The organism is Treponema lecithinolyticum ATCC 700332, assembly GCA_000468055.1.
Classification (GTDB): Bacteria; Spirochaetota; Spirochaetia; order Treponematales; family Treponemataceae; genus Treponema_C; species Treponema_C lecithinolyticum.
Genome location: KI260556.1, coordinates 39,823 through 64,288 on the forward strand (window position 1 = coordinate 39,823; position 24,466 = coordinate 64,288).

Sequence of the window (24,466 nt, forward strand, 5' to 3'; positions counted from 1 at the left end):
TTTTTGGCGCCAGTTTTTATTGACTTTTACCTATTCCGTCCAGTTTTCAAGTTTTAATCCCGGTATTCGCTTAAATTCGCAGGTGTTGTTTGTTATCAATGTTCCGCCGCAGTGCTTTGTTATGCTTGCAATCAATAAATCATTGGGGCCGATTACGGTGCCGCTTTTTTCAAGCTTTGACCGTATTTCCGCATAGCACAATGTCATTTCATCCGTAAAAGGTATGATTTCATAAGGCGCAAGAAAAAATTCCAGTTTCCTCAGGATCTCTTTTTTGATGACGCTTTTATACGCGCCGGTTAACAGTTCCGCTTTCACTATTGAAGGAATCTTTATTTTGTCGGGAGTTATGGAAAGCCAGCGTTTAACCATACCGGGATATGTGTTTTTTAAGAAATAGATACACATGTTGGTGTCTATAAAATACATCATATCATTTCTCTGTATGCATCTTTTGAAAAATCGCTCTGATCCGGACGCCGGAAATTTTCATCGCGTATGCATCCTGCCAATTTTTCGTAGCCTGCAGGATATGAAGGTTCAAGGTATTCAAAAATTTTTGTTACAACCCACTTTGAAATGGATTTTTTTTCTTTTGCGGCAGCATTTTCTATTTTAGCCAAATCGGGCTGCGTAACATAAAGCGATATTTGCGGCATATAATCCTCCGCTAAATATAATAGTATGCTTTACCGCCAAAATCAAGTATACGTGCAAGTATAATGGTATTTTTATATAAAACCGGGCGCATTTTCATGCATATAATTCTACTTTAATATCTTCGCCAGTACCGTGTCTTTTGGCGCCAGTTTTTATTGACTTTTACCTGTAAGTCCAAGTCGATGCGGTAATCGAAGATGCGGCGCAGCGCTTTAATCGATTCAATGCGGATACTTTTGATTAAAGAAGCGCCTTTGCCGATAACCATGCCTTTTTGACTTTCACGTTCGACGACCAAAAAGGCGCGCACCCACAGCTCTCTGCCGTCTTTACGGCTTTCCATGTCGGCAATTTCCACATAAACGGCGTGCGGCAGTTCATCGCGCAAACGGTTTACCGCCTGTTCGCGGATAACTTCGGCAATGCGGAAATCGACTTCCTGATCGGTGTAGTATTCTTCGGGATACAGCGCTTCTCCTTCCGGGGCAAGCTCATACAAAGCGGCGAGGACGGCGTCGATTCCTTCACCCGTTTTTGCCGAAATGTTAAAAACTCTTACCGCACCGAGCGAGGGAAGCTGTTCGGCTATAAAAAGTTTGCACAGTTGCGGTTTAGCTTCGTCGCTGTCGATTTTATTGACGGCAACAACCAGCTTCGAGCTGAAAGGCTGCAAAAGCGACGCAATGAGTTTTTCTTCGCTTCCGGCTTCGCGCGTCGAATCCAAAACATATAAAAGAAGGTCTGCCGTTTGCAGCGGCTCTTCGGCAATACCTTTGAGTTTGAGGTTCAGTTTTTTGTCGGACTGATGATAGCCGGGCGTATCGATAAACACGAGCTGCCCTTTGTCGGTGTTTACAATGCCGCGCACGGCGTTGCGCGTTGTTTGCGGGTGCGGCGACACAATCGAAATCTTTTGATTGCCTGCGGCATTTAAAAAACTTGATTTTCCGGCGGACGGGCGTCCGATTATCGCGACGACTGCTGTTTTACTCATGGAAAGCAGTATATCCGCCCGGACGCTCTTGTGCAAGGTAAAATTTTGCATGAATTTTGAAAAAAAAATATGCAAAAAATTTGGTTTTTCCTGAGGAGTGTGGTATAATAGATTAGCTTAAATGCCGTCCGGGGCGGTATAAAATAGCGCCGTGAGGCGCACAGGAGAAGTGTATGATAAAAGCGAAAAAGACTGTGCAAATGTATAGTTGCGAAAAGGGGGCATTCTCCTTTGAAAAAAAACGTGAATTAAGTAAAACAGGGACGGCGCTCATCACAACCGCACTTATTGCACTGACGCTTGGCACAGCACTGGTCTTGACCGCTTGTCCGAACAATACGGGCAGCAACGGAGAAGGATCCCCGCATGCCGGCGATATAGGCAGTTTTGAAGACACAGGCGACGGCTTTATAAAAATAAATCCGCCTGCAAACGGCATCGCAGGTGTTGATCCTAACTACACCTTACCCGGAAATGAAGATTCTTGGAAAGGCGTATTTCGTGCAGGCCGTAAGGTAAAATTAAGCCCCTACAAGCTCGGCAAAACGGAAGTGACATACGAATTATGGTATGAAGTACTGAAATGGGCAGAACATAACGGCTACACTTTTGCAAACAAAGGGCTTGAAGGCTGGGACGGCACAGGTGGTGGAGGTACTAAGCCTGATTATATAAATATCGGCAAGCCTCCTACAGCGAATAAAAATCATCCGGTAACGATGGTAAGCTGGCGGGACTGCATAGTGTGGTGTAATGCGTATACTGAAAAGACAAAGGGCGCCGAGAGCGAATGCGTATACCGCAAAAGCAATACCGATCCTACCGTATTAAAAGACTCAACGAATACAACCGACTGTGATGCGGCATATGCCGATATGAGCAAAAAAGGCTTTAGACTTCCGACCGAAGCCGAATGGGAGTACGCAGCCCGCTGGCAGGGAAATGACAGCGCAAATGCCGACAAGTGCGGTGATGTATGGCTTACTAAACTAGACAGTGCAAGCGGAGCCAAAGCTGACTGGAATAATGCTGCGGAAACAGGAGCGGTTGCGTGGTATAAGGATAATTCAGAAGAAAAAACCCATCCGGTCGGAGAAAAGAGAGCGAATATACTCGGCTTATACGATATGAGCGGGAACGTTTTTGAATGGTGTTTTGACCGGCACGGCAATATAGAGAATGGTGATGTTAGCGACCCGCAAGGTGCTGCTTCCGGTGCAAGGCGTGTCGAACGCGGCGGCTGGAAGCTTGGAGCAAAGGGTTGCGTTGTCGGTGTTCGCGTCCACAGCACTACCCACAATCACCTCAACTATGTCGGCTTTCGTGTGGCTTGCCGCTCGTGAAAACTGCACGTTCTTGTGCAGTTTTCACTACGAGATTTGCGACAAACGCAAATCTCGTTTTTGCATAGAACCGGCACACTCTTTTATATTTCTATAACGCTACCGATTTTTGCCTGAACGGCTTTTTCGTATATGCGCTGTGCGGTTACAAGGTCGAGCACGGCGCTTCCGGTTGTTTCAAAAAAAGTCATTTCATCTTTCGATGTTCTTCCCTGTATTTTTCCCGACAGCACCGAGCCGAGTTCACCGGTAATTTTATCGGCGCTGAAAACGCCTTTTTTTATCGGCTTTATCAAATCACCCGACTCTTTTACCGCGTCATTCGTATCGACATATACCTTGCTTGCGCCGACGATGATTTTTTCATCGATTTCGGACATTGCCGGCGTATAAGAGCCGACGCCGTTTATGTGTACGCCTTTTTTTACCAAAGAACCGTCAAAAACCGGCTCGCTTGCAGTCGTTACGGTGGTAATGACATCAGCGTCTTGAACCGCATCCGCGGCAGAAGAAGCGCTTACAATTTTAACGGAGAATTTCGCGCCGAATTTTTGCGTCATCTTTTCGGCAAAGGTTTGAGCGCGCTCTTTGTTTATATCGAACACTTTTACCAGTTCAATGTGCCGGACGTTTAACACGGCTTCCAACTGACTTTCGGCTTGGCCGCCGGTTCCGAAAAGCGCGAACACTTTGCTGTCCTTGCGGGCAAGAATGTCCGTTGCAGCTCCGGCGACCGCTCCCGTTCTGATTCTGGTTAAGTGCGTACCGTCCATCATACAGTTTACTTCGCCGGTTTCGCAGTTGACTAAAATCATCGTCGCGGGAACGCTCGTCAATCCTTTTTCGATATTATCGGGATACACGGAAACGATTTTAACGCCCGAAGCCCTCGCATGCTCCGCATAGCCGTACATATACAGGGTTTGCCCGTTGTATTTTTTTATGTCCAAATTTGCGCGGAGCGGAATAGTGCTTTTCCCTTCGGAATACAATTGCAGCGCGTCTTTATCGGCTTGAATGGCGTCTTTCATTGTAAAGACGTCGCTCATTTGCCGCGCATTAAGAACCGTAATTTTCATAACGCGTTACTCCTGCGTTTTGAGCGAGCTTAAAAGCATCGTGATTGCGCTGTAAAGGATAACGGCTGCCACAACCCATTGCAAAGCGGAAGTATTAAGGCTTTTTACGACAAAGACTGCAACAAGTACGCCGAGAACGCCGAGCGTAGAAGTAAACAGGGTGATTTTTCTGCTGTACGAATCAAGCTTTATAAACTGTATCGAACCGACCGGAACGGAAAAAGTACAAGCGCCCATCATAATCGGGAACGTTACTCCCGGGTTTAATCCGAGTGCGTATACGGTTGCCATTGTTAAAGCATAAGAGCCGATTCCGATATTGTTCAGTGCGCCGTAAACCAAGCACAATACGGCAAAAAGAATCAATTTCCATCCGACAAGGGCGGTTGCATCTCCTCCGGAAGGATAAATGTTGAATTTGTTTGCAAGAATAAGTGCTGCCGCAACTAAAAGTCCTACGGAAATAAAGCGCTTTATGATATTTGCCGGAAGTTTTACGACAAAACGCGGGCTTACGTACGCGCCGATTACCTGACAGACGATTGCGATAATCAAGGTTGCCATTCCCACATTGATAGTGGAAATATAACAGAGCGCCATAACCGCAACGGGAACGACACATTCGGTGTTCAGCGTACCGGGAAGTCTTTTTGCATCGACCCATTTGACCTTCGGGTACAGGGCAGAACCGATTGCAAAGTCCGAAATTCCGAATGTAGACAAAAGAAAAATAATGAAAGAAGAAATCGCCATAACAATGGGATTGCCCGGTTCTTTCATAAATTCACCTTTGTGCGTAATTAAATCGCGCACAAAATACACCACGAAAATTCCGTTTACAACGGCAACCAACGCAAGGATAATCGTAACAAGCATATAATGCCTCCTAAAAAAATTGACGGAACCGTCCGCATACCGATGTACACGTGTTTTTCCGTTTTAGTTTGTAAAGGAGAATACATTACGCAGCTCTTTCATATCTTCGCCGAACTCGGTTGTAACTTGTTTTTTTAAGTGTTCGATCATTTTAAGACTGTAAGCGTCGTGCAGTGCATATTCTTTTGCAAAAAAAACCATGCGGCTGTTTTTTGTATACGTTGCATCGACTTTTCCGCTGTCTTTTATGCTTGCGGATAAGGTTTCTGTTCCGTCAACCGTTATCACAAGCCAGCGGTTTCCCAGTTCCGCCAGTTTTTCCTGCTCAAAACCGTGCTTATACACGTGCTTCAGTTTTGTTTTGTATTTTCCGGACAAGTCGTATAATATAACAAGTACTTTGCCCAACTCTTTTTGCTTTTTAACCAAACAGGTTTCCATGCATTCATCCAGTTCATCCGACCAAATTTGAACGCAAATTTCGGATTGCGCCGAACTCAGCATTTTATATATTTTGACCTTTACCGCGTCCATCGAATACAGATTCCAAATATCTTCATTCGATTCCGGTTCTCCGATTTTTTCAGCGGCGTTCTGCAGTTTTGTCAGATTTTCCGTCACTTTTTTTGTAATTACATTTGACACTTCGGCAACCGGCTGGGCATTATAAAAAATCTTTTTATCCCGTTTGGTTAAAACAACAGCGCCTTTTTGTACCAACGATTCAAGTACGCCGTATATTTTCGATCTCGGTACGGCAGAAATTTTGCTTATTTCATAACCGGTACACGAGCCGTTTTCCAATAACGATACATAGGCTCTGCTTTCGGATTCGGTAAACCCGAAGTTTTTAAGCAAAAAAATCATTTCATCCGTCATCCGTGAACCTTCTTTTGTGTAATTCGGTTTGGGATACTATGAACGCTTTTTTTAAGTTATGCAATACCGTTTGTATTAACCGTTTTCGGCGATAAGCTTTGTAAATAATAGTTACCTTTAGTAGCTACTAGCCTCCTTTTAAAAACAGTATATACGAGGTATTTTAATTTGTCAAATTTTTATTGATAAAAATGTATTAATTTTTTTATTTTTTTCGTCCGTTGCTCAAAGGCGCTTTTTTGTGCTATACTTTTTGCACCGCAAGCCGTGCTTAAAAAAAGTGCAAGAGGCTTCGGTTTCGGAGGGTTTATGAAGGTTTTGGTTATCGGCGGTGCAGGCTACATCGGAAGTCATGTTGTAAAAGAATTAATGAAAGCGCAACACCGCGTAACGGTATTCGATAATTTATCAACAGGTCAGCTTCAAAATTTATTTGACGAAAACGATTTTATAGCCGGAGATATTTTATATCCTGAAACATTGGACAAAGCTTTTGAAAAAGGGTTTGACGCTTTTATTCACCTTGCAGCTTTTAAAGCTGCCGGAGAATCTATGATAGCGCCGGAAAAATATTCGATTAACAATATCAGCGGTTCGCTGAACATTATGAACGCGGCGCTTAAACATAATTGCAAATACATGGTGTTTTCTTCTACGGCGGCGGTTTTCGGTTCTCCGCAATACCTTCCTATAGATGAAAAACATCCTAAAAATCCGGAAAACTACTACGGCTTTACCAAGCTCGAGATTGAAAACTTCATGAGCTGGTACGACAAATTAAAAGGCTTAAAATATGCCGCTCTGCGTTATTTTAATGCGGCAGGCTATGATCCGGACGGAGTACTTACCGGCTTGGAGCAAAACCCTGCAAACTTGCTGCCGGTTATTATGGAAACCGCATGCGGTATGAGAAAAGAACTGCAAGTGTTTGGAAACGATTACGACACGCGCGACGGCACCTGCATACGTGACTATGTGCATGTAAGCGATTTGGCGGACGCTCACGTAAAAGCGCTCGATTACATTACCAAACACAACAAAAGTTTAACGGTTAATTTGGGAAGCGAACGCGGCGTTTCCGTTTCGGAAATGCTTGAAGCCGCCCGCCGCATTACCGGAAAGCCTATTCCTGCAAAAACGGTCGGCCGTCGCGCGGGAGACCCTGCTTGTTTATACGCTACATCGGCGTATGCGCGTGAAACGCTAAACTGGACTCCCAAATATTCGGATACGGACACGCTCATAAGTTCGACATGGGCGGTGTATGCAAAAAAAGGAGAAAAATAACATGAGTTTTAAAACGCTGTGCTCGTGGATAGAAAATCAAAAAAAAGAAATAATTGCTTTGGAAACATTGTTGACTTCTTACCCTGCGCTTGCTCCCGAAAGCGGCGGAGAAGGGGAGTTAAAAAAATGTATTGCTTTGGAAGAATGGCTGAAAAAGCACGGCATTACGCAGCTTGAGCGTTTTGACGCTCCGGACAGCCGAGTGCAATCGGGAGTGCGTCCCAATTTGGTTGCAACGATTGCCGGTAAAAGCGATAAAAAAACGGTATGGGTGATTGCTCATTTGGATGTTGTTCCCGTCGGAGAGCTGTCGCTGTGGTCATCCGACCCGTGGAAAGTTATCGAAAAAGGCGGAAAAATTATCGGGCGCGGCGTTGAAGACGATCAGCAAGGTTTGTGCAGCGGTGTGTTTGCTGCGCTCGCGTTTGTGCAAAACGGCGTTGTTCCCGATTACACGGTAAAGCTGTTGTTTGCCGCCGACGAAGAAGTCGGCTCTGTGTACGGCATTCAATTTTTATTAAAAAAGCATAAACTGTTCCGCAAACAGGATATTATTATTATTCCCGACGGCGGAGATTCTGAGGGCGAAACGATAGAAGTTGCCGAAAAAAATCTGTTGTGGTTAAAAGTAAAAGTTCGCGGAAAGCAAGCTCACGGTTCTATGCCGAACTTGGGCAAAAATGCATGCCTTGCCGCAAGTGCGCTTTCTCTTAAATTAAACGACATGGAACGTTTTTTTAAAAAACGGGACAAATTGTTTGAGCCGCCGTATTCAACTTTTCAGCCGACTAAAAAAGAAGCGAATGTTCCGAACGTTAATACTATTCCCGGTGAAGATGTGTTTTACATGGACTGCCGCATTTTACCCTGCTACACGCTCGATGAAGTCCGCTCGGAAGCGCGCAAACGGATGGATGAAATTGAAAAAAAATACGGTGTAAAAATATCGTTTACCGAAGAGCAAGCCGTACAGTCACCGGCAACTCCCGTCGACGCTCCGGTTGTTACGGAATTGGCGCAAGCGATCAAAGCGGTTACCGGCAAAAAAGCCCGCCCCATCGGTATCGGCGGAGGGACTGTCGGCGGATATTTGCGTATAAAAGGATTTAATGCGGCAGTGTGGAGCACCCTCGATGAAACGGCTCATCAGCCGAACGAGTATTGCAAAATAAAAAATCTGGTGCAAGATGCAAAAGTTCTTGCAGCCGTTTTCGGAGGAACAAAATGATAAAATCCGATGTGAAAAAAAATCTGCAAGCGGTGTTTACCGCTGTGTGTATTGCTTTGCTGTGTTTGGTTGCTGCCGGCTGCAGCAGTACAAAAGTTGAACGGCTTGACCCTGAAACAACGGTCGATTTAAGCGGGTATTGGAATGATACCGATGTGCGTTTAGTTGCCGATACGCTTATAAAAGAATGCACTGCGGCGAATGCAATAGCATCGTATACGAGAGAACATGCTAAACTGCCGGTGGTTATCGTCGGCACGTTTAAAAATCAAAGCGATGAGCACATAGACACTTCCATTTTGGTAAAAAAATTTGAAGCGGCTTTGGTAAACAGCGGTAAAGTGGATTTTGTCGCTTCGGCGAGCGAACGCGGAGAATTGCGCAGTGAACGCAAAGAGCAGCAAGAATGGTCGAGCGAACAAACCGCTAAACGGCTTGCAAACGAAACCGGTGCGGATTTTATGCTTATAGGAGCGGTAAAAACGATTGTCGATATGAACGAAAAAAAATCGACGCGCACATATTTTGTAACTGCTGAGCTTATCGATATAGAAAGCAACCGGAAATTGTGGATAGGCGAAAACTCGGACATAAAAAAACTGATTACCAAAGCAACCGCCCGCTTTTAAGCGTTTGTAATTCTTTTATGTTATGAGGAGTCAAGCTCTAAAAAAGTGTTGTGCGCGGGGCAACCGAATGCGGCACATCCGAACAGTACAGCCGCTTGTATCTGGTGCGGCAGGATCGGTGCCGAATGCGGCAACGCCTTGCGTGCCGAAAGTACCCTGCGTACCGATGACAACAAAGATTGCCGGTGCCGTGTTTGCGGCTGCTGCCGTAATTACCGCCGTATTGTTTGTAGCTTGCGTTTCTTCGGGTAATTTTGAAAACGTCAAAAAAAGTGCTGCTTGCGGCGATTATCAAGCTGCGTTAAACCGCTTGGAAAAAAACAAAGACTTTTTGTATGCCAAGCAAGACCGTGTACTATATAATTTGGACGGCGGCATGCTTGCCCGTTTTGCCGGCGACTATGCACTTTCCAACGAAAAACTGTCAAAAGCCGAAAAACTGATCGACTATTACTATGCACAAAGCATTACCCAAGCGGTCGGTTCCTTTATGATTAACGACAGTCTTGTCGATTATGCCGGCGAAGATTACGAAGATATCTATACAAACGCGTTTATGGCTCTTAACTACATTCAATTGGGTAATACCGAAGATGCTTTTGTTGAAGTGCGGCGTATCGATAACAAAATAAAACGCTTGTCGGCAAAATATCAAAAAGCCGTTGAAGATGCCCGCCGTCAAGCGGGAAATGAAGGTTTTTCGGAGTATCCGGCGCAATCCGGAGCCTTTGAGCGGCACGAAAGCACAAATAAGCATCCGTATGCGCAAAAAAACGATTTGCAGTTTTATGATTCGGTTTTAGCCCGCTACATCAGTCTTTTACTGTACCGAAGTCAAGGAGATTTGAGCAACGCCGAAGTAGACCGAAAATACATACACACGGCTTTTTTAACGCAAAAATCTTTATACCCCTTTGCCGTGCCGTCGGCTGTTGATGAAGAATTGAACGTGCCGCAGGGTAAAGTCCGAATGAATCTTTTGTGTTTTTCCGGATTTGCGCCGGAAAAAACGGAAGAAGTTATCCGTGTACCCAATATTACCGGCGGACCGTGGCTTAAAATTGCGCTGCCGGTTATGCAAAAAAAGCCGGCAAGGGTCGCGTCCGTAAAAGCCGAAGTTTCAGCATCGGACGGCGCAAAAACTTCCTGCCGTTTGGAATTGCTCGAAAGCATAGAAAACATAGCACAAGATACGTTTGCACAAAAAAGTGAACTTATATATTTAAAAACCTTTTTGCGCGCGCTGTCTAAAACGGCAGCGTCGACCGTTGCCGGTGCGGCGGCAGCTTCACAAGAAGACGGCAGCGGCAATATGAGTGCTTTAAGCGCTTTTATCACTTTAGTTTCAGATATTTTTATAGAAGTTTCCGAGCGTGCCGATGTACGCTGTTCGCGCTGTTTTCCCGCACACGTGTGGGCTGGCGGCTTGAATTTGGACAGCGGGGTGTACACAGTCCGTGTTACTTGTTATGATAAAAATAATCGGGTAGTGCACGAAGAACTAAAAGAAAATGTGCACATACACAGCTCGTCCGTAAATCTTGTGGAGGCAGTATGTATGCGCTGAATACAAAGGGTTGCAGGGTAAAAACAAAAACGCAAACTTTGCGTGCGCTGTGTATGTGGGGCTTGCTGTGCGCTTCGGTAGTCGGCATACACGTTTCTTGTGTAAGCGCTTCTTCGGCTGCCGCAAAACATACAAAAACACAGCTTTCAAAAGCTCCCGCGTGGGTAACCGATGCTGCTGCAGTATACCCCGATTCGCTTTATTTAAGCGCCGTAGGTTATAGCGAACAGCGCTCCGGTGCGGAAATAGAAGCTGCCGCCGCATTAACAAAATCAATCAGCCAAAAAGTTGCTTCCGAAACATCAGCGGCGCAAAGCATGGAAAAAGATTCTCCAACGGTTAAAAAAAGCGTATCGTCCGTTGTCCGTACGGTTTCACAAGTAGATAAAATTACCGGCTTGACGGTAAAAGAAACGTGGACAGCCCCCGACGGCACAGAGTATGCGCTTGCCGTAATAAACCGTGAAGAAGTCGGTTCTTATTATGCGCAAAAAATCCGCAACTGCGAAAACGGCATAAACAAATTGATTGTGTTTGCTTCGGAACACCCTGCCGGTTTTGAAGCGGTTTCGGCGTTAAGCCAAGCCGTAGAAAACGCAGCGGAAAACGAGCGCGACATGGCGGTTTTATCCGTAGTGCATCCTGCAAAGTATAAATTAGTTTCTTTAGCGTACGAAAATAAACAAGCGGTTGAAGTGCTTTTGCGCCGCGAAATCGAAAAAATACGCATAGCGGTAGATGTTAAAAGCGATGTTAAAGCCGACGTTAAAAACGTTGCCGGCGAAAGACTGACAGCTGCTTTTATGAACGTGCTTAATGAAGCAGGTTTTGCCTCCTCGGTTAAAAATGCTGCGCCCTACGTATTGTCCGCTTCTTTTTCCGCAACACCGTTTGAAACTGCAAGTGCTTCGGACAACCGCTTTGTACGCTATATGCTGAACGTACAGCTGAGCGACACGCGCACGGGAAAAACGGTTTTATCGTGGAGTACGGGCGGAAAAGAAGCGCACTTAAGCGAAAGTGAAGCCGTACAGCGTGCCGTGCGTACGGCCGAAACCGAAATTAAAAACAGTTTTTTAGAACATTTACTTAAATTGTCATAAGGAGAAAATCTGAAATGCAAAAAAATAAAAAATTGTATGCCTATACCGTTTTACCCCGCGCGCTTTTTATGCTGTGCTCGTGGGTGCTTTTGTGTGCCGGCGTTGTTTCTTGCGCAACCTCTTCGCCGGCAATCCGCGCCGGAATTGAAAAAGCGGAACACTCTGTCGCCCAAAACGAAGGTGTCGTATTTGGCAGGTTTTTAAAACAATCAGCAGTTAAAAACTTTACCGTCAGCGTGGTTTTAAAAAACACCGATACGCGCAAACGCTACGCGTTTTATTTTGTTGAAGGCGATGAGCAAAGCGTATTGTTGGAAACCCTTCCTGCAGGTTCGTACATAGTTGATACAATCGAATACATCGGTTTAAAAGACCAAGTGGTGGCAAAACTTAATTTTGATGTGCCGCCGGAGCAGTATAAAAGAGCCTTTACACTCGGTGCAAACGAATGCTTGTATTTGGGCGATTTTGTATGTTTGATAAAATTAAGCCCCAACGACAAAAGCGCTCATTGGTCGTTTCGCTTCCCCGAAAACAAATACGGCGAAACAATGCAAACCGTTCAAAAAAAATATCCGTTTACTTCTTCAATGATTTTTATATCGAATATGATGTAAGAATAAAAAAAAGCGCCGGACTGTATCGTTCGGCGCTTTTTTATTTGCTTTAACTTGTTTTAAGATTTGAAGCTATTTGCCTCAAATCTTTTACATTTTTTGCAAATTGCTTTCCAAAATATCGAGCTGGTCTGCCAATTCTTTGGGCAAATGGCTGCCGAATTTGGGATAGTGGTTTGTCCGAATATCCGCAATTTCTTTTTTCCAGCCTTCTTTATCAACCGAAGTAATTTCTTTCATTGCTGCAGCGCTGATGTCCAAGCCGGATGTGTTGATGGCACCTTCTTTGGGCATATAGCCGATGGCGGTGTCTACGTAATTGTCTTTGCCGTCGCAGCGGTCGAATACCCACGCCAAAACGCGGCTGTTTTCGCCGTAGCCGGGCCACATAAAGTTGCCGTCGGCATCTTTGCGGAACCAGTTAACGTAAAAGATTTTTGGTAATTTGTCGGCACTCGATTTTTTGCCGATATTAACCCAATGCTGGAAGTAGTCACCCATATTGTAACCGCAAAACGGCAACATAGCAAAGGGGTCGCGGCGAACTTGACCTACTTGGTCGGAAATAACGGCTGCGGTAACTTCCGAGCCTACGATTGAACCGAGGAACACGCCGTGGTTCCAATCGCGCGCTTGGTGTACCAGAGGAATTGTCGAGGGACGGCGTCCGCCGAATAAAAATGCGGAAATCGGCACGCCTTTGGGGTCTTCCCATTCGCTTGCAATGCAGGGGCACTGCTTTGCCGGAGCCGTAAAGCGTGCATTCGGGTGAGCGAATTCTTCGCCTTTGGGGCTTTTATCTTTGGGCAAAGCATCGCGCGTATTGCCTTTCCAGTCAACCAATTTGCCTTTTGCAGGATAGCCGATTTGCTCCCACCATACGTCTCCGTCTTCGGTAAGCGCGCAGTTGGTAAAGATGCTGTTTTTTTTGCACGATTCCATCGCGTTTTTATTGGATTGGTCTGATGTTCCGGGAGCAACGCCGAAAAATCCCGCTTCCGGGTTGATTGCATACAATCTGCCGTCTTCGCCGAATTTCATCCATGCGATATCGTCGCCGACTGTTTCAACTTTCCAGCCGGGAATTGTGGGGATAAGCATAGCTAAGTTTGTTTTTCCGCATGCCGAGGGGAAAGCTCCGGTAACGTATTTTACCTTGCCTTCGGGGTTGGTCAATTTTAAGATAAGCATGTGTTCGGCAAGCCAGCCTTCGTCGCGTCCCAAAACGGAAGCAATGCGCAAAGCAAAGCATTTTTTACCCAACAATGCGTTTCCGCCGTAACCCGAACCGTACGACCAAATAAGCCGTTCTTCGGGGAAGTGGGAAATGTATTTGTGTTCCATATCCGCACAGGGCCAAATGCCTTTATCCGTTTCGCCCGGAGAAAGCGGTTTTCCGACCGAGTGCAAGCAGGGAACAAATTCGCCCGTTTTATTGATAATATCCAAAACCGCAGTTCCGACGCGGGTCATAATGTCCATATTGCACACAACGTATGCAGAATCGGTTAATTCAATACCGTTTTTGGCAATAGCGGAGCCTACCGGACCCATCGAAAACGGAATGATGTACATAGTGCGGCCTTTCATACAGCCGTTGTACAAACCTTTCATCGTAGTTTTTAATTCGGCAGGGTCAATCCAGTTGTTTGTGGGACCCGCGTTTTCTTTATCACGGCTTGCAATATAAGTGCGCGCTTCAACGCGTGCAACGTCTGAAGGTAAAGAGCGGAACAAAAAGCTGTTCGGTTTTTTCTTAAGCGGAATTGCCAAACCTGCATCGACTGAAAGTTTCATAAGGCGGTCGTATTCTTCCGTAGAGCCGTCGCATACGTATACGCTGTCCGGCTGGCACATTTTTACGCATTCGTCCACCCAAGCGCGCGCTTTCGGGTTTTTAATTTCATCTATTGTCATATAAACTCCTTCATTCGGCGTTGTGCCGTATAAATCGCTGAGGATTTGCTGAAACCTTACGCCGTATCGGTAAAACTATAGCGTATTTTGCGGATCGTTACAAGGGGGAAACAAATCTCGTATGTGTTTTGCCGAAGGCGAAGCGGGGTACAGTTTTTCAAGTTTTTTGCAAGAATTTTCTATCAGCTGCGTGCTTTTTTCGTATGCTTTTTGTATAGCGCTGCTGCCGTTTAAAATATCAAGCGCTTGTTCTACCGCAGGAGAATCGACGCCTTCTTTTTGCGCGCGTTCAAAGCATTGTGCAAGTATTTTAAAATCTTGCGGACGTTCTTTAATATGATACAAAAGCGGCAAGCTTTTTTTACCTTCTACAATATCATCGCCGCGTTTTTTTCCCGGATTGCCCGAAGTAAGGTTTGTTATATCGTCGCGGATTTGAAAGCCGACTCCTATTTGTGCGGCTAAAAGCGCCGTTTTTTCCGCTTTACGCGCACCGCCTGAAGCGGCAAGGATGCCGCAGCGTGCGGCAAGGGAGGCAAGCGTTCCTGTTTTTAAAGCAGTCATCGTAAGATATTCGCTTTCTTGCGGTAATGTGCTATTGTCTTTGTGCCACATAATATCCATCGCTTGTCCCAAATGAAGCCGGCGCAGCTCTTGTAATACGGCATCGTACAAACGCAAACGTAGCGCATCGGTAAAACCTTTGTTGTCGAGGCATGCAAAAGCTTGAAAATACAGCCACGAAGCCGAATTAAGTGCGCTGTCCGTTCCCCACCTAATGTGTGCGGCAGGTTTTCCGCGCCTCATATCCGCAGCGTCTTCTATATCGTCATGAATAAGGCTTGCGCTGTGAATGAATTCTATCATCGGAGTAAGGGTGTACGCGCGCTCTATCAACATATCTTTGTTTTTTTTATGTTCCGCAGCGGCTTGTGCACACAGTACCGCTAAAAGGGGTCTCCAACGTTTACCGCCCAAGTCCACCAGATTTTTGCACGGCTCGATAAGACTGTCGATATATTTTGTATATGCGATTTTATTAAAATTACCGAATGAACGGGAAACCCATTCGCCGCTTTGTACATAAATCGGCAGATTTTGCCGAATGAGATCTTCAATCTTTTTTAATCTTGGTGTAAAATACGGATTCATACTGTTGAATATAACGTTTTTTTCCGATAAGGAAAATAACCCGGAGTGTGCATGGCTGCCAATTCGTACGAAAAACCGGATTTTTGGTCTAAAAAAGCTTTTTCTGAAGGTTATCCGGCGCGTTCGGTGTATAAATTAAAAGAAATGAACGAAAAGTTTTTTCTTTTGAAAAAAGGAAGCTGTGTATTGGATTTGGGGGCGGCGCCGGGCAGTTGGACGGTATTTGTGCTGCGCACGCTGAACGGAACGGGAAAAATCGTTTCTGTTGATTTAAAGCCGCTGGCAAAAAACGTAAAAGGAAAAGGACTGACGTTTTTTCAAGCTGATTTAAACGATGCATCCGCGATGCGCCGCGTTGCACTTGAAGGTCCGTACGATACCCTGCTGTGTGATGCCGCTCCGGCTACAACGGGAAGCCGGTTGATAGATACCGCACGCTCTTCGGCTTTGGTCGAACAAGCGCTTGCGTATGCGCAAAACGTGCTTAAAACCGGCGGAAACTGCGCAGTAAAAATATTTCAAGGGGAAGACCGGCACATGTTGTCGAACAAAATGAAAACTTTATTTGATGCCGTGCGCACATTCAAACCGGAAGCGTGCCGTTCGGAATCTTTTGAAATGTATTTAATAGGACTTAACCGAAAGGCGGCAGACAATGCTTAATGTCGGTTTTTCTTCTATAAAGCGGATCGCTTTTATTACGGCTTGTGCCGGTGTGCTTTTTGCGACTGCCGCCGTTTGTACGGTTTGGTTAAGCCGCTTTGGCAGTACGGCAAAAGCCGGCGCCCAAACCGCCGACCGCTCAAAAAAACAGTCTGAAGAATTGGTCGGCGCCGAACTTTTTTTGTCGGGTTGGACACGCGCTTTTTCCGATACGGGGGATAACGTCCCGCCTGCCGCCGGTTTTGCCGTGTCGGAATTGTTTGCAGGACAAGGCGGTTATGATTTTGACGCTTCGCTTAACACCCGTACCGCGCTGCGCAATTTTCCTCCCCAGCCTGAAGTGTGGGCGCAAGCCATAGCTAAAGCGGAATTGTACCCCGACTTAACCTATACGGCGTACCGTATACGCAAAGGCGATATGATAAGCGTTATTGCCGAACGTTTCGGCATTACCCAAGATACTTTGATAAGCGTAAACAATATACGCCAAACGCGGCGCATACAAATAGGCGATTATCTTCGCATCCCCTCTTCGCCGGGAATTTTATATACAACTAAAAAAGACGGGGAAACGGCGGAAAGCGTTGCAGAAAAATATCAAGTATCGGCAAAAAAAACCGCCGTTGTAAACCGTTTAAGCGAACAAAGTCAGCTTAAAGCCGGCGTTACCCTGTTTGTTCCGGATGCTTTTTTGGATTGGGTTACACGACAGGAAATAAACGGCGATTTGTTTAAGCGCCCGCTTCGCGGCCGCTACTATATGAGTTCGTATTTCGGCTGGAGAACCAGTCCGTTTAGCGGCAGGCGGACGTTTCACAACGGGGTGGATTTGGCAAGCGCAATGTGGACGCCCGTGTACGCTGCGCTGGTAGGAAAAGTAACGGCAACCGGTTACAGTCCCGTGTACGGCAATTACGTTATTGTAGCACACCACTCAGGTTACCGCACGCTGTACGGTCACCTTGCTAACATAAAAGCGCGCACCGGGCAAAGCGTCGACACTAAAACTGTTTTAGGCTGGGTCGGCAATACCGGTTTAAGTACCGGACCGCACTTACATTTTTCCGTATTCAAATACGGTTCTGCAGTTAATCCGGTTTCGCTGTGGAATTAAAAAAATTATACGCAGCTGCGGTATTTTTTAATAAAAAATTGTAAGTTTCCGCCTACAAAAAAAGCGCAATAACCGCTGATAAAGCCTGCAAAGCATAAATATAAAAGGATTTGCATGTGCGGTCTTACATCCGATGTGCCGAACAATCCGAACAGTAATATAGTACCGACGAGTATACAGCCGGCGATTATCCAGCGTTTAAGCGAAATAAGCTGAATGTCGTCTTCATTTGCGCCGCTGTATGTGTCGGTAATGCGCTTCATAACCGCAGTAACGCGAGGATCATCAAACGAAAGCGTACCGGACAGCGGGTACGCGCAAAGATTTTCGGCTTGACGGTATAAACGAATGCTTTTTCGGCAGTCTTTACACAAAAGCGTATGCAGTTTAACCGATAACGGCAAAGCATCGTTTTTATCCAAAGCTAAAAAATCGTTACATACGGCATTGCAGCGCTCTTTGTTTATACAGATATTCATAATTGCAAATCTCCTTACGGCTGAATTAAATTTTCCAACTTTTGTTTAAGCATTTTTTTTGCTCTAAAAATATGCGATTTTACCGTGTTTACCGGCCATCCGGTTATAACGCTGATTTCGTTGTACGGAAAATCGTAAAAAAAATACAAATCGATGCATACGGCGCCTTGAACCGGAAGCTCTTTTACCGCTTGGCGTATCGCTTGTGCCGCCATGCGGCGAAGCTCACGCTCTTCGGGGCTGTAGTCCGTATCCGAAACTTCAGCGCTTTCCGAAAGAGGTACGTATTCTTTGCGGCGTTTTACCGAATTGACTGCCGTATTGTACGCTATACGCATAAGCCAGGTAGAAAAACGCGATTTAAATCGAAAAGATTGCAAATTGGTATATGTTTTTATAAAAACGTCTTGTACAAAATCGTCGCAATCGTGATGGTTATGAAAAAAACTTATGCCCAACGCGCGTACTTTTTTTTCGTAAAGCGATACCAAAACTCCGAAAGCTTTATCGTTGCCGCCGCAAGTTTCTTTTACCAGTGCAAAATCTCTTAGTGCGGCTTCAGGATAAGTGCTTTCCCGTATTTTCAATTCAATCTCTTCTATACTAAGCGCAAATACGCGCAGCCTATCGTTTCGGCTGCGTTTTTTTTGAGTACACGATATAAAAAACGATAAGGCTTATTCCTATAACAAGCGGAATTAAACCTCCCAAAAGCGAATACGTTGCTCCCGCAACGCAAGCAATTAAAACGGTTAATACAACGCCTATGCCCGTCAGCAAAATACCGGTAAAAAGAGAAAAAAAACACACATCAAAGCGTACCGGAGTATAGTTGCCCGATTGAATAAGCAGCTTTATTTGCGTGTGCCGCCACAAAAGATAAAAGAATATAACAACGCCGCCTATAACAATACCGACTATGGGGATTATCGATGTGATAACCTGCGCTGCAGGACTTACTGTAATTTCATTCATACTACGTACTCCTTCGGTTTAATAGACACAAATAATGCGCTGTTGTTGCATTTATTCCAAAAAAATATAATCCGAAAAATACAGCGTATCTATGTTTCCCAATACGAGTTCTTTATTTATCAATTCAAGTAAGTCTGCTTTTAGTTTTTGCTCTCCGGCGCCGAGCAATTGCGTTTTTGTGTGCTTAAGCATGTAAGAGCTTATAAGTAAGCGGATTTTTCTGGTTTTTTGCACAAGTTCTTCGTAAAAAGCGCTATCGCTGCCGGCATAGCGAAAGTAGGGCGTTATTACAAGAGGTACCGGAGGGTTATCGGCGGTGGAACAGCGCATAGTGCCGATGTCGGAAAAAACGGTAGCATCGTTGACCACTTTTTTTTGCAGCACTTGAGGATTCGGATCTGCACGGCGTAAATTGCCGCCGGGGTGTGCGTTTCCCGATATAAAAGCTACAGCCGTTCCGAATAAAACAAGCGCGCAGGCAAATATCGAAAAAAGAAGCAATATCCTCTGGATTTTATTCATATTTAGATTGTATACTGTTACAAAGATGTGTTCAAGAGAGCTTGAATTTATGCCGATAGTGTACAGAGGAGAAATCACATTACAATGACCTCAGGTCAAAAGGTTGCAATCAGTTTATTAACCGCGATTCTCGTTTTTGCCGCTTTTGCGGTGCTTTCGTTTACCAAACTTTTTTCGGTAGTGGAAACGCGGTTTTACCAAAACGCAATAGTTCGCGACGTAAACGGCAAACTTGCCGATGTAAGCGCTTTTCTTGAGCAGTACATTAACGACGCACAAAAAAAATTTGCACCTTTGGCAGAAAATCCTTCCGTAAAGAGCAGCTTTACATTTGATCAAAGCGACGAAAACATAAAAGGCAGAGAAGATGCATTCGGTGCGTTAATGAACGCCGTTCCCGCATTAAGCGGTGTGCGCATAATAGACAAAAACGGAAAGCGTATTCATTACAGTACGTTTACAGACGATATATTACAGCAAACGGACAAAGCAATATCTTACCGATTGTATGCCGACATCAACGAACTTGCATATAATGAAATCGATACTGCAGATGAGCAAGCGGCGCGCATTGTATGCGACCCTAAAAACGAGCGCATTTTATATTGCTTCCCATTATACGATAGTTTTTTTGTTTACCGCGGAACGCTTGTGTTTTATACGGCGTCTTCGGATTTTATCCGTGAAGCGGTGCGCCGAAAACTGGTGCGTTTTACCGATAAAGCCGTTTTTGCCGGAAACCGGAAAAAGCCGGTTTTTGTGTTCGGCTTACCCAACGGCATTTCCGAAAATTTAATCGATGCCGTAAATAAAAAGTGGGAGCAGGGAACTTCTGCGATTGAAAGGATTGGTGAAAACGAAAAATCAGATGTGTGGGTACTGCTTTCCGGTTCCGGCAACAGTTTTGCTTCGATTGAAAATGTGCGCATATATGCGGCATGGCTGTATCCGGAGAATTTGTTTGTTTTTTCGGACAGCTTAAAAATACTGCTTTTACTAAGCGTTTTTGTCAGCACGCTGCTCGTTATCTTTTTAATTTTTAATATAAAAAGCGACGACATGAATATTATTCGCGAGCGTATAAAACGTTTTCAGCTGGCGGTTATAAACGAATATGTTGCGGCAAAAACCGAAGTCGATTGGAATATGGTGTATGCTGATATGAGCCGGCGAAAACAGGAAGTGCGCGAAGGTATAAAACGCAGTTTAGGCTCGCGCGCAAAACGCCGTTCAAGCGAAGTCGACTTTTTGCTCGATACGTCGTGGAACGAAATTATGGCGGTTTTGAGTGCGCAAAGCGGCATTCAAAGCACCGGTTCTTCCGATGTTACCGCAACTCAAATAAAAGATTTACTGGAACAAATTCTTTTGCAAGGCGGCGTGCATTCGGTTCAAAAAAATCAAAGCATTCAAAATACGGTTTACCCTGCAGCGCAAGCCGAAAAAAATGTGCACGATGCATCGCTGAGCGTTGAAAGACTGTATCCGGAGAATACGCAAAGCACAGTGCTGTTAAGCGCTGAAAATTCGGCGCAACAAACGGTAGAACAAACTCCTGCGCAAACGTTGCCGGAAAGCGAAGCTGTTTTGCAAGCCGAAGACATAGATGAGCTTGAAGAACTCGGCGAACTCGATGAAGTTGAAGAGCTTGAAGACTTTGAAGACAAAACCGAACCGTTCGGCCCGGTAGAAAATGTTGAACCGGTTGAGCTTAAACCTCAAGCGAATGCATCCGGTGATGCCGGAATTGAACCGCTCGATGTGCTTGCGGAAATCGAAACAGAAGATGAACCCGCCGCAGCGCCGGAAGCTGTTGCCGGCATTACCGCGGATAAACCTGCCGCAGAGCCGGAAACTGAAGATATCTTTGCGGACGGTACTGACGCGCTTAGTGTCGGCGGTGAGCTTTGCGTTACCGAAACCGAGCCGGACACACCGGCAGCCGGCGAAACGCTTGCGGTTATTGACGAAACGGACATGTTCATTGAACAGGACGCTTACATTGCCGGCGAGGATACTCCGTTTACGGATACTGACATTTTTGCGGGCGGGAACACCGATGAACTTGCTGTGCTTCCGGCCGAAAAAATCGGCACTGAAGCCGAGCCTGAAAGTGTTGTGCTGCAGCCTGCCGCCGAAATTGAACCGGAAACAATCGACGCCGAAACAGAATTCGTTGCGATAGCAGAAAGCGAAAGTTCTGCTATGGTAAATGCCGATGAAAGCACTGCGGCAGCGGATGAAACTGAGGCGTTTGACGAGGCTGCGGATGCGGACGCGGGCGCGGATAATGCGGTAAGCGAAATCACTGTGACAGCAGATGCCGAGTCAGATAACGCCGATGAGCCGGCGGCAAGCATCGCGACAACGCCGGAAATCGAAATAGAAGACGAACCGGTCGCTCCGGCAGCCGGAAGCAGCCAAACACACAGTAAGCCTATACCGGTTTCCGTGTTTCAAAAAAATATCGTACTTGACAATATCGAGTCGGAAACAAAGACTGCCGCGGACAGCGTACTTGCACAAAACGATGAAACGGATGACGGTATTGCTTCTGCCGAATTTTTGGAAGAATTGCCGTTCAGCTTTACGCTCGGTAAAATGGCACCGCCGCCCAGCGGTTTGTTGTTAAAGCCCGCCGCAGAATCCATACTTGAAAAAGACGGATTGTTTGTTATAGCCGACGAAGCCGAACTGGATATAACTCCTGCCGACTTGAATTCGGAATTCCAAGAGCTGGTAGATTCCGTTTTGAAAATTTAATAATTTGTGCTATATTTAAAACCTTATGACCTTTTTTTTTGAAACATACGGCTGTCAAATGAACAAAGCCGAGTCTGCTTCCGTCGAACAGCTTTTAATAAAACGCGGCTGGAGTGCCGCACATAAAGCGGAAACGGCGGATTTAATTATTATCAATACATGTTCGGTGCGCGCTACCGCCGAAAGCCGGATTGAAGGTCGTTTAGGCTGGTATACCGCTTTGCGCAAAGCGCGCGGCGAGCAAAGTCCTTTTATTTTAAGTGTAACCGGCTGTATGGCAGAGCGTCTTCAAGCCGATTTAAAGCGCCGCTTTCCGGTAGTAGACTATGTAGTAGGCAATTTTGAAAAAAACATTTTTACCGATATTGCATCTGCAGCTGAAAAAAACAGTGCCGGCAGTACGGCGTTGTCCGATGTTCCGAAGAGTGAAAAAGCGCAGGTTTTAAAACAAGCGCTACCCGCTTCTCGCCGTTTTTCTTTACGTTCTTTTGAGAATGCTTCAAATAAGCCGAATAATAACTCTTCGGATTTTCCCGATACGCCCGTGTATACATTTGCTCCGCTTTCGCTTGAACCGGGAGCTTTTCAAGCATTTGTGCCGATTATGCACGGCTGTAATAATTTTTGTACATACTGTATTGTGCCCTATGTACGCGGAAGAGAAATCTCCCGTTCTCCGCAGGCAATTTTAGATGAACTAGATATACTTTCTGCGCAAAATGTGCGCGAAATAACCCTTTTGGGGCAAAACGTCAATTCGTACAATTGGAAAAAAAACGGTAATACCGAAAACGGCGCAAATGACGAGCTTTGCGATTTTCCGCTCCTTATGGAAAAAATCGCTTCGCACATAGATGCAACCGGCTCTTCAATTAAATGGGTGCGTTTTATGTCGAGCCATCCTAAAGATTTATCCGATCGTCTTATAGAAGTTATACGTCGCTGGAGTTTTATATGCCGCCATATTCATTTACCCGTTCAGCACGGTTCAAACGATATTTTACGCCGCATGAACCGCCGCTATACCCGTGAGCACTACCTCGATTTGGTTGAACGCATACGCAAAGCTTTGCCCGGCGTTTCGCTGACAACTGATATTTTAATCGGTTTTCCCGGAGAAACGGAAAGCGATTTTGAACAAACGCTTTCTTTAATGGAACAAGTCCGCTATGAAACGGCTTTTATGTACTATTATAACCCGCGCGAAGGAACTCCGGCGTGCACTTTTCCCGATCAAATTCCGCTTAAAATAAAAAAAGAACGCCTTGCGCGTATTATCGAAGTACAACAAAACATTACAAAAGAACAAATCGTTAAGCGCGTGGGACAAACGGTAAGCGTACTTGCCGAAAGCGTTTCGCGCGATAATGCCGGAGAACTTTTGGGTCATACCGAACGCGATGAACGGATAGTGTTCCCGGCGGATAAAAAAATGATAGGACACTTTGTGGATGTGCATATAGACGAGTTGCACGGCAATACGTTTCGTGGTAAAATAAAAAAATCGGAGTAAGCTATGCCCTGGAAGTTGATTTTTTTTATACTGTGTTTGATTATAGCCGCCGTTTTTACCGGATTGAATTTGGGGAATTCCTGTGATATCAATTTCGGTTTTAGCCGTCTTGAAAAAGTTCCCGTTTTTTTAACTATTTTATTTTCTTTTGCCGCAGGGATTTTAATAACTTTACCCTTTGTTTTTATCGGACGGCGCAAAAGAAAAAACGCTGAAAGTAAAAAAACTACGGAAAACGCTGCAGCACAAACGGCACACGGCGGACCCGTTTTGTATTCCGAAAAGGACAGCCAGTGACCGGCATACCGCTTGTGAATATGCGCTTTCGGTTTACGCTTAAGCCGCTTGCTGCATTTTTTTGTACGCTTTGCTTTTTCGCCGCGGTATTGACTGCAGCGGAAACGGATACTGCACAAAAGCAAAGCGGCACTTTAGCCGAAGGCGATGTACAGTCCGTAACGGACAGCCTTTTAAAAACGCTTAAAAGTAATGCTCCCGTTGAAAAAAAACTTGAAGCAAGCCAAACGCTTGCCGCTTTGCAAGAGCGGCTCGGTTTATATGCCGATGCCGAAAAAACGTATACCGCGGCGGCTTCTTTTGCAGGAGAGCGCACGTTAAGCGGACAAAAAATGCTTTTGGGCAGCGTGCGCTGCGCTCTTTGCCGTGCGGATGTATCTACTGCCGATTTTTTGTTAAGCACTTCCGTTGCGCCGGCTTTAAACGCAGCCGATTCGGCTTCTTCCGGCAGCGAGGCGTCTTACGTAAAAGCGTCGGCAAAATTATATGCGCTGTGGAGCTGGATAATAAAAGCACAAAATAAAAAAGAACTGGAAGCGCCTTTAAAAGCTTTGCGCTCGTATGCCGACGATCAAGATATGATAAGCGTTAAGCCGGCGCTGCTTTTAACTTTGTATCATATAACCGGCGAAAAGCGCTGGGCAGAAAAACTTAAAAACGATTTTCCTTTTTCGCCTGAAGCTTCCGTTGCAAACGGTCAAGCCGAATTTTTTCCCGCACCGTTTTGGTATTTTTTAACTTTGCAAAGCGCTGCCGACTAATAGCGCACTTGATTGTGCGAGGCGGCGCAATCATGCAAACCGATCCTT

25 protein-coding genes are annotated in these 24,466 nt (G+C 45.5%); 13 read left to right on the forward strand and 12 right to left on the reverse strand.

All coding sequences use genetic code 11. From position 1 onward, the window contains the following. Window positions 1-30: 30 nt before the first annotated feature. The 3 genes from HMPREF9193_RS02215 to era all read right to left on the reverse strand — a co-directional run bounded on the left by HMPREF9193_RS02215 (window position 31) and on the right by era (window position 1,654). Window positions 31-432: a type II toxin-antitoxin system VapC family toxin gene (locus HMPREF9193_RS02215; RefSeq protein ID WP_021686424.1), complete on the reverse strand. Its 402-nt coding sequence runs from the start codon at window positions 430-432 to the stop codon at window positions 31-33. Beyond that, window positions 429-659 carry a hypothetical protein gene (locus tag HMPREF9193_RS02220; RefSeq protein ID WP_021686425.1) on the reverse strand — a complete coding sequence of 77 codons (231 nt, stop codon included), beginning with the start codon at window positions 657-659 and terminating at the stop codon, window positions 429-431. The genes HMPREF9193_RS02215 and HMPREF9193_RS02220 overlap by 4 nt, the downstream gene beginning before the upstream one ends. Before the next feature lie 113 nt (window positions 660-772). Further along, window positions 773-1,654, reverse strand: a complete 882-nt coding sequence (gene era, locus HMPREF9193_RS02225; RefSeq protein WP_040847341.1) for a GTPase Era — start codon at window positions 1,652-1,654, stop codon at window positions 773-775. 200 nt (window positions 1,655-1,854) lie between these two features. Between era and HMPREF9193_RS02230 the strand changes: the two genes are divergently transcribed. Beyond that, complete coding sequence (locus HMPREF9193_RS02230) at window positions 1,855-2,997, forward strand: formylglycine-generating enzyme family protein (RefSeq protein ID WP_040847359.1); 1,143 nt, start codon at window positions 1,855-1,857, stop codon at window positions 2,995-2,997. A gap of 83 nt (window positions 2,998-3,080) precedes the next feature. Here HMPREF9193_RS02230 and HMPREF9193_RS02235 read toward each other — a convergent pair whose 3' ends face one another. The 3 genes from HMPREF9193_RS02235 to HMPREF9193_RS02245 all read right to left on the reverse strand — a co-directional run bounded on the left by HMPREF9193_RS02235 (window position 3,081) and on the right by HMPREF9193_RS02245 (window position 5,831). Beyond that, the gene (locus HMPREF9193_RS02235; protein ID WP_021686428.1) at window positions 3,081-4,076 is read right to left on the reverse strand and encodes an ornithine cyclodeaminase family protein; all 996 of its coding nucleotides are present in this window, start codon (window positions 4,074-4,076) and stop codon (window positions 3,081-3,083) included. A gap of 6 nt (window positions 4,077-4,082) precedes the next feature. Further along, complete coding sequence (locus tag HMPREF9193_RS02240; RefSeq protein WP_021686429.1) at window positions 4,083-4,952, reverse strand: hypothetical protein; 870 nt, start codon at window positions 4,950-4,952, stop codon at window positions 4,083-4,085. 63 nt (window positions 4,953-5,015) lie between these two features. After that, complete coding sequence (locus HMPREF9193_RS02245; RefSeq protein ID WP_021686430.1) at window positions 5,016-5,831, reverse strand: TrmB family transcriptional regulator; 816 nt, start codon at window positions 5,829-5,831, stop codon at window positions 5,016-5,018. Between the two features lie 309 nt (window positions 5,832-6,140). Between HMPREF9193_RS02245 and galE the strand changes: the two genes are divergently transcribed. The 6 genes from galE to HMPREF9193_RS02275 all read left to right on the forward strand — a co-directional run bounded on the left by galE (window position 6,141) and on the right by HMPREF9193_RS02275 (window position 12,262). Continuing rightward, window positions 6,141-7,118 (forward strand): UDP-glucose 4-epimerase GalE, encoded by a 978-nt coding sequence (gene galE, locus HMPREF9193_RS02250; protein WP_040847342.1) that lies wholly within the window; start codon window positions 6,141-6,143, stop codon window positions 7,116-7,118. Window position 7,119: 1 nt separating this feature from the next. Then, window positions 7,120-8,346: a M20 family metallo-hydrolase gene (locus HMPREF9193_RS02255; protein WP_040847343.1), complete on the forward strand. Its 1,227-nt coding sequence runs from the start codon at window positions 7,120-7,122 to the stop codon at window positions 8,344-8,346. After that, window positions 8,343-8,975 carry a penicillin-binding protein activator LpoB gene (locus HMPREF9193_RS02260; protein WP_021686433.1) on the forward strand — a complete coding sequence of 211 codons (633 nt, stop codon included), beginning with the start codon at window positions 8,343-8,345 and terminating at the stop codon, window positions 8,973-8,975. Before HMPREF9193_RS02255 ends, HMPREF9193_RS02260 begins: the two co-directional genes overlap by 4 nt. 67 nt (window positions 8,976-9,042) lie before the next feature. Then, the gene (locus HMPREF9193_RS02265) at window positions 9,043-10,542 is read left to right on the forward strand and encodes a COG3014 family protein (protein WP_156882440.1); all 1,500 of its coding nucleotides are present in this window, start codon (window positions 9,043-9,045) and stop codon (window positions 10,540-10,542) included. Beyond that, the gene (locus HMPREF9193_RS02270; protein WP_021686435.1) at window positions 10,530-11,645 is read left to right on the forward strand and encodes an LPP20 family lipoprotein; all 1,116 of its coding nucleotides are present in this window, start codon (window positions 10,530-10,532) and stop codon (window positions 11,643-11,645) included. Before HMPREF9193_RS02265 ends, HMPREF9193_RS02270 begins: the two co-directional genes overlap by 13 nt. Window positions 11,646-11,659: 14 nt before the next feature. Next, entirely contained in the window at window positions 11,660-12,262 is a 603-nt protein-coding gene (locus tag HMPREF9193_RS02275) for a hypothetical protein (RefSeq protein WP_021686436.1), read from the forward strand. Between the two features lie 90 nt (window positions 12,263-12,352). On the opposite strand, the gene HMPREF9193_RS02280 is transcribed toward HMPREF9193_RS02275, so the two are convergent. Together HMPREF9193_RS02280 and HMPREF9193_RS02285 are read right to left on the reverse strand one after the other, a co-directional pair. After that, a complete protein-coding gene (locus HMPREF9193_RS02280; protein WP_021686437.1) occupies window positions 12,353-14,179 on the reverse strand; it encodes a phosphoenolpyruvate carboxykinase (GTP) in 1,827 nt (608 codons plus the stop codon). Between the two features lie 75 nt (window positions 14,180-14,254). Continuing rightward, a complete protein-coding gene (locus HMPREF9193_RS02285; RefSeq protein WP_021686438.1) occupies window positions 14,255-15,331 on the reverse strand; it encodes a polyprenyl synthetase family protein in 1,077 nt (358 codons plus the stop codon). 51 nt (window positions 15,332-15,382) lie between these two features. On the opposite strand from HMPREF9193_RS02285, the gene HMPREF9193_RS02290 reads away from it, so the two are divergent. Further along, on the forward strand, window positions 15,383-15,994 hold the full coding sequence (locus HMPREF9193_RS02290) for an SAM-dependent methyltransferase (RefSeq protein WP_021686439.1): 612 nt from the start codon (window positions 15,383-15,385) through the stop codon (window positions 15,992-15,994). Continuing rightward, the gene (locus HMPREF9193_RS10670; RefSeq protein ID WP_021686440.1) at window positions 15,987-17,108 is read left to right on the forward strand and encodes a M23 family metallopeptidase; all 1,122 of its coding nucleotides are present in this window, start codon (window positions 15,987-15,989) and stop codon (window positions 17,106-17,108) included. The genes HMPREF9193_RS02290 and HMPREF9193_RS10670 overlap by 8 nt, the downstream gene beginning before the upstream one ends. Before the next feature lie 5 nt (window positions 17,109-17,113). Here HMPREF9193_RS10670 and HMPREF9193_RS02300 read toward each other — a convergent pair whose 3' ends face one another. The 4 genes from HMPREF9193_RS02300 to HMPREF9193_RS02315 are packed head-to-tail and all read right to left on the reverse strand — an operon-like array spanning window position 17,114 to window position 19,084. Continuing rightward, a complete protein-coding gene (locus HMPREF9193_RS02300; protein ID WP_021686441.1) occupies window positions 17,114-17,587 on the reverse strand; it encodes a hypothetical protein in 474 nt (157 codons plus the stop codon). Between the two features lie 14 nt (window positions 17,588-17,601). Then, window positions 17,602-18,174, reverse strand: coding sequence for an RNA polymerase sigma factor (locus HMPREF9193_RS02305; protein ID WP_021686442.1), 573 nt, complete (start codon window positions 18,172-18,174; stop codon window positions 17,602-17,604). 37 nt (window positions 18,175-18,211) lie between these two features. Then, entirely contained in the window at window positions 18,212-18,562 is a 351-nt protein-coding gene (locus HMPREF9193_RS02310) for a hypothetical protein (RefSeq protein WP_021686443.1), read from the reverse strand. 51 nt (window positions 18,563-18,613) lie between these two features. Then, entirely contained in the window at window positions 18,614-19,084 is a 471-nt protein-coding gene (locus tag HMPREF9193_RS02315; RefSeq protein WP_021686444.1) for a flagellar basal body-associated FliL family protein, read from the reverse strand. A gap of 84 nt (window positions 19,085-19,168) precedes the next feature. Here HMPREF9193_RS02315 and HMPREF9193_RS02320 point away from each other — a divergent pair, with 84 nt between their 5' ends. Genes HMPREF9193_RS02320 through HMPREF9193_RS02335 form a run of 4 tightly spaced genes read left to right on the forward strand, consistent with a single transcriptional unit; the run spans window position 19,169 to window position 24,418 of the window. Next, entirely contained in the window at window positions 19,169-21,847 is a 2,679-nt protein-coding gene (locus HMPREF9193_RS02320) for a ribonuclease E domain-containing protein (RefSeq protein ID WP_021686445.1), read from the forward strand. Window positions 21,848-21,872: 25 nt separating this feature from the next. Then, window positions 21,873-23,360 (forward strand): tRNA (N6-isopentenyl adenosine(37)-C2)-methylthiotransferase MiaB, encoded by a 1,488-nt coding sequence (miaB, locus tag HMPREF9193_RS02325; RefSeq protein ID WP_021686446.1) that lies wholly within the window; start codon window positions 21,873-21,875, stop codon window positions 23,358-23,360. A gap of 3 nt (window positions 23,361-23,363) precedes the next feature. Further along, on the forward strand, window positions 23,364-23,657 hold the full coding sequence (locus HMPREF9193_RS02330) for a DUF1049 domain-containing protein (protein WP_021686447.1): 294 nt from the start codon (window positions 23,364-23,366) through the stop codon (window positions 23,655-23,657). Next, window positions 23,654-24,418 carry a hypothetical protein gene (locus HMPREF9193_RS02335; protein ID WP_021686448.1) on the forward strand — a complete coding sequence of 255 codons (765 nt, stop codon included), beginning with the start codon at window positions 23,654-23,656 and terminating at the stop codon, window positions 24,416-24,418. The genes HMPREF9193_RS02330 and HMPREF9193_RS02335 overlap by 4 nt, the downstream gene beginning before the upstream one ends. The last annotated feature ends 48 nt before the right edge of the window (window positions 24,419-24,466 follow it).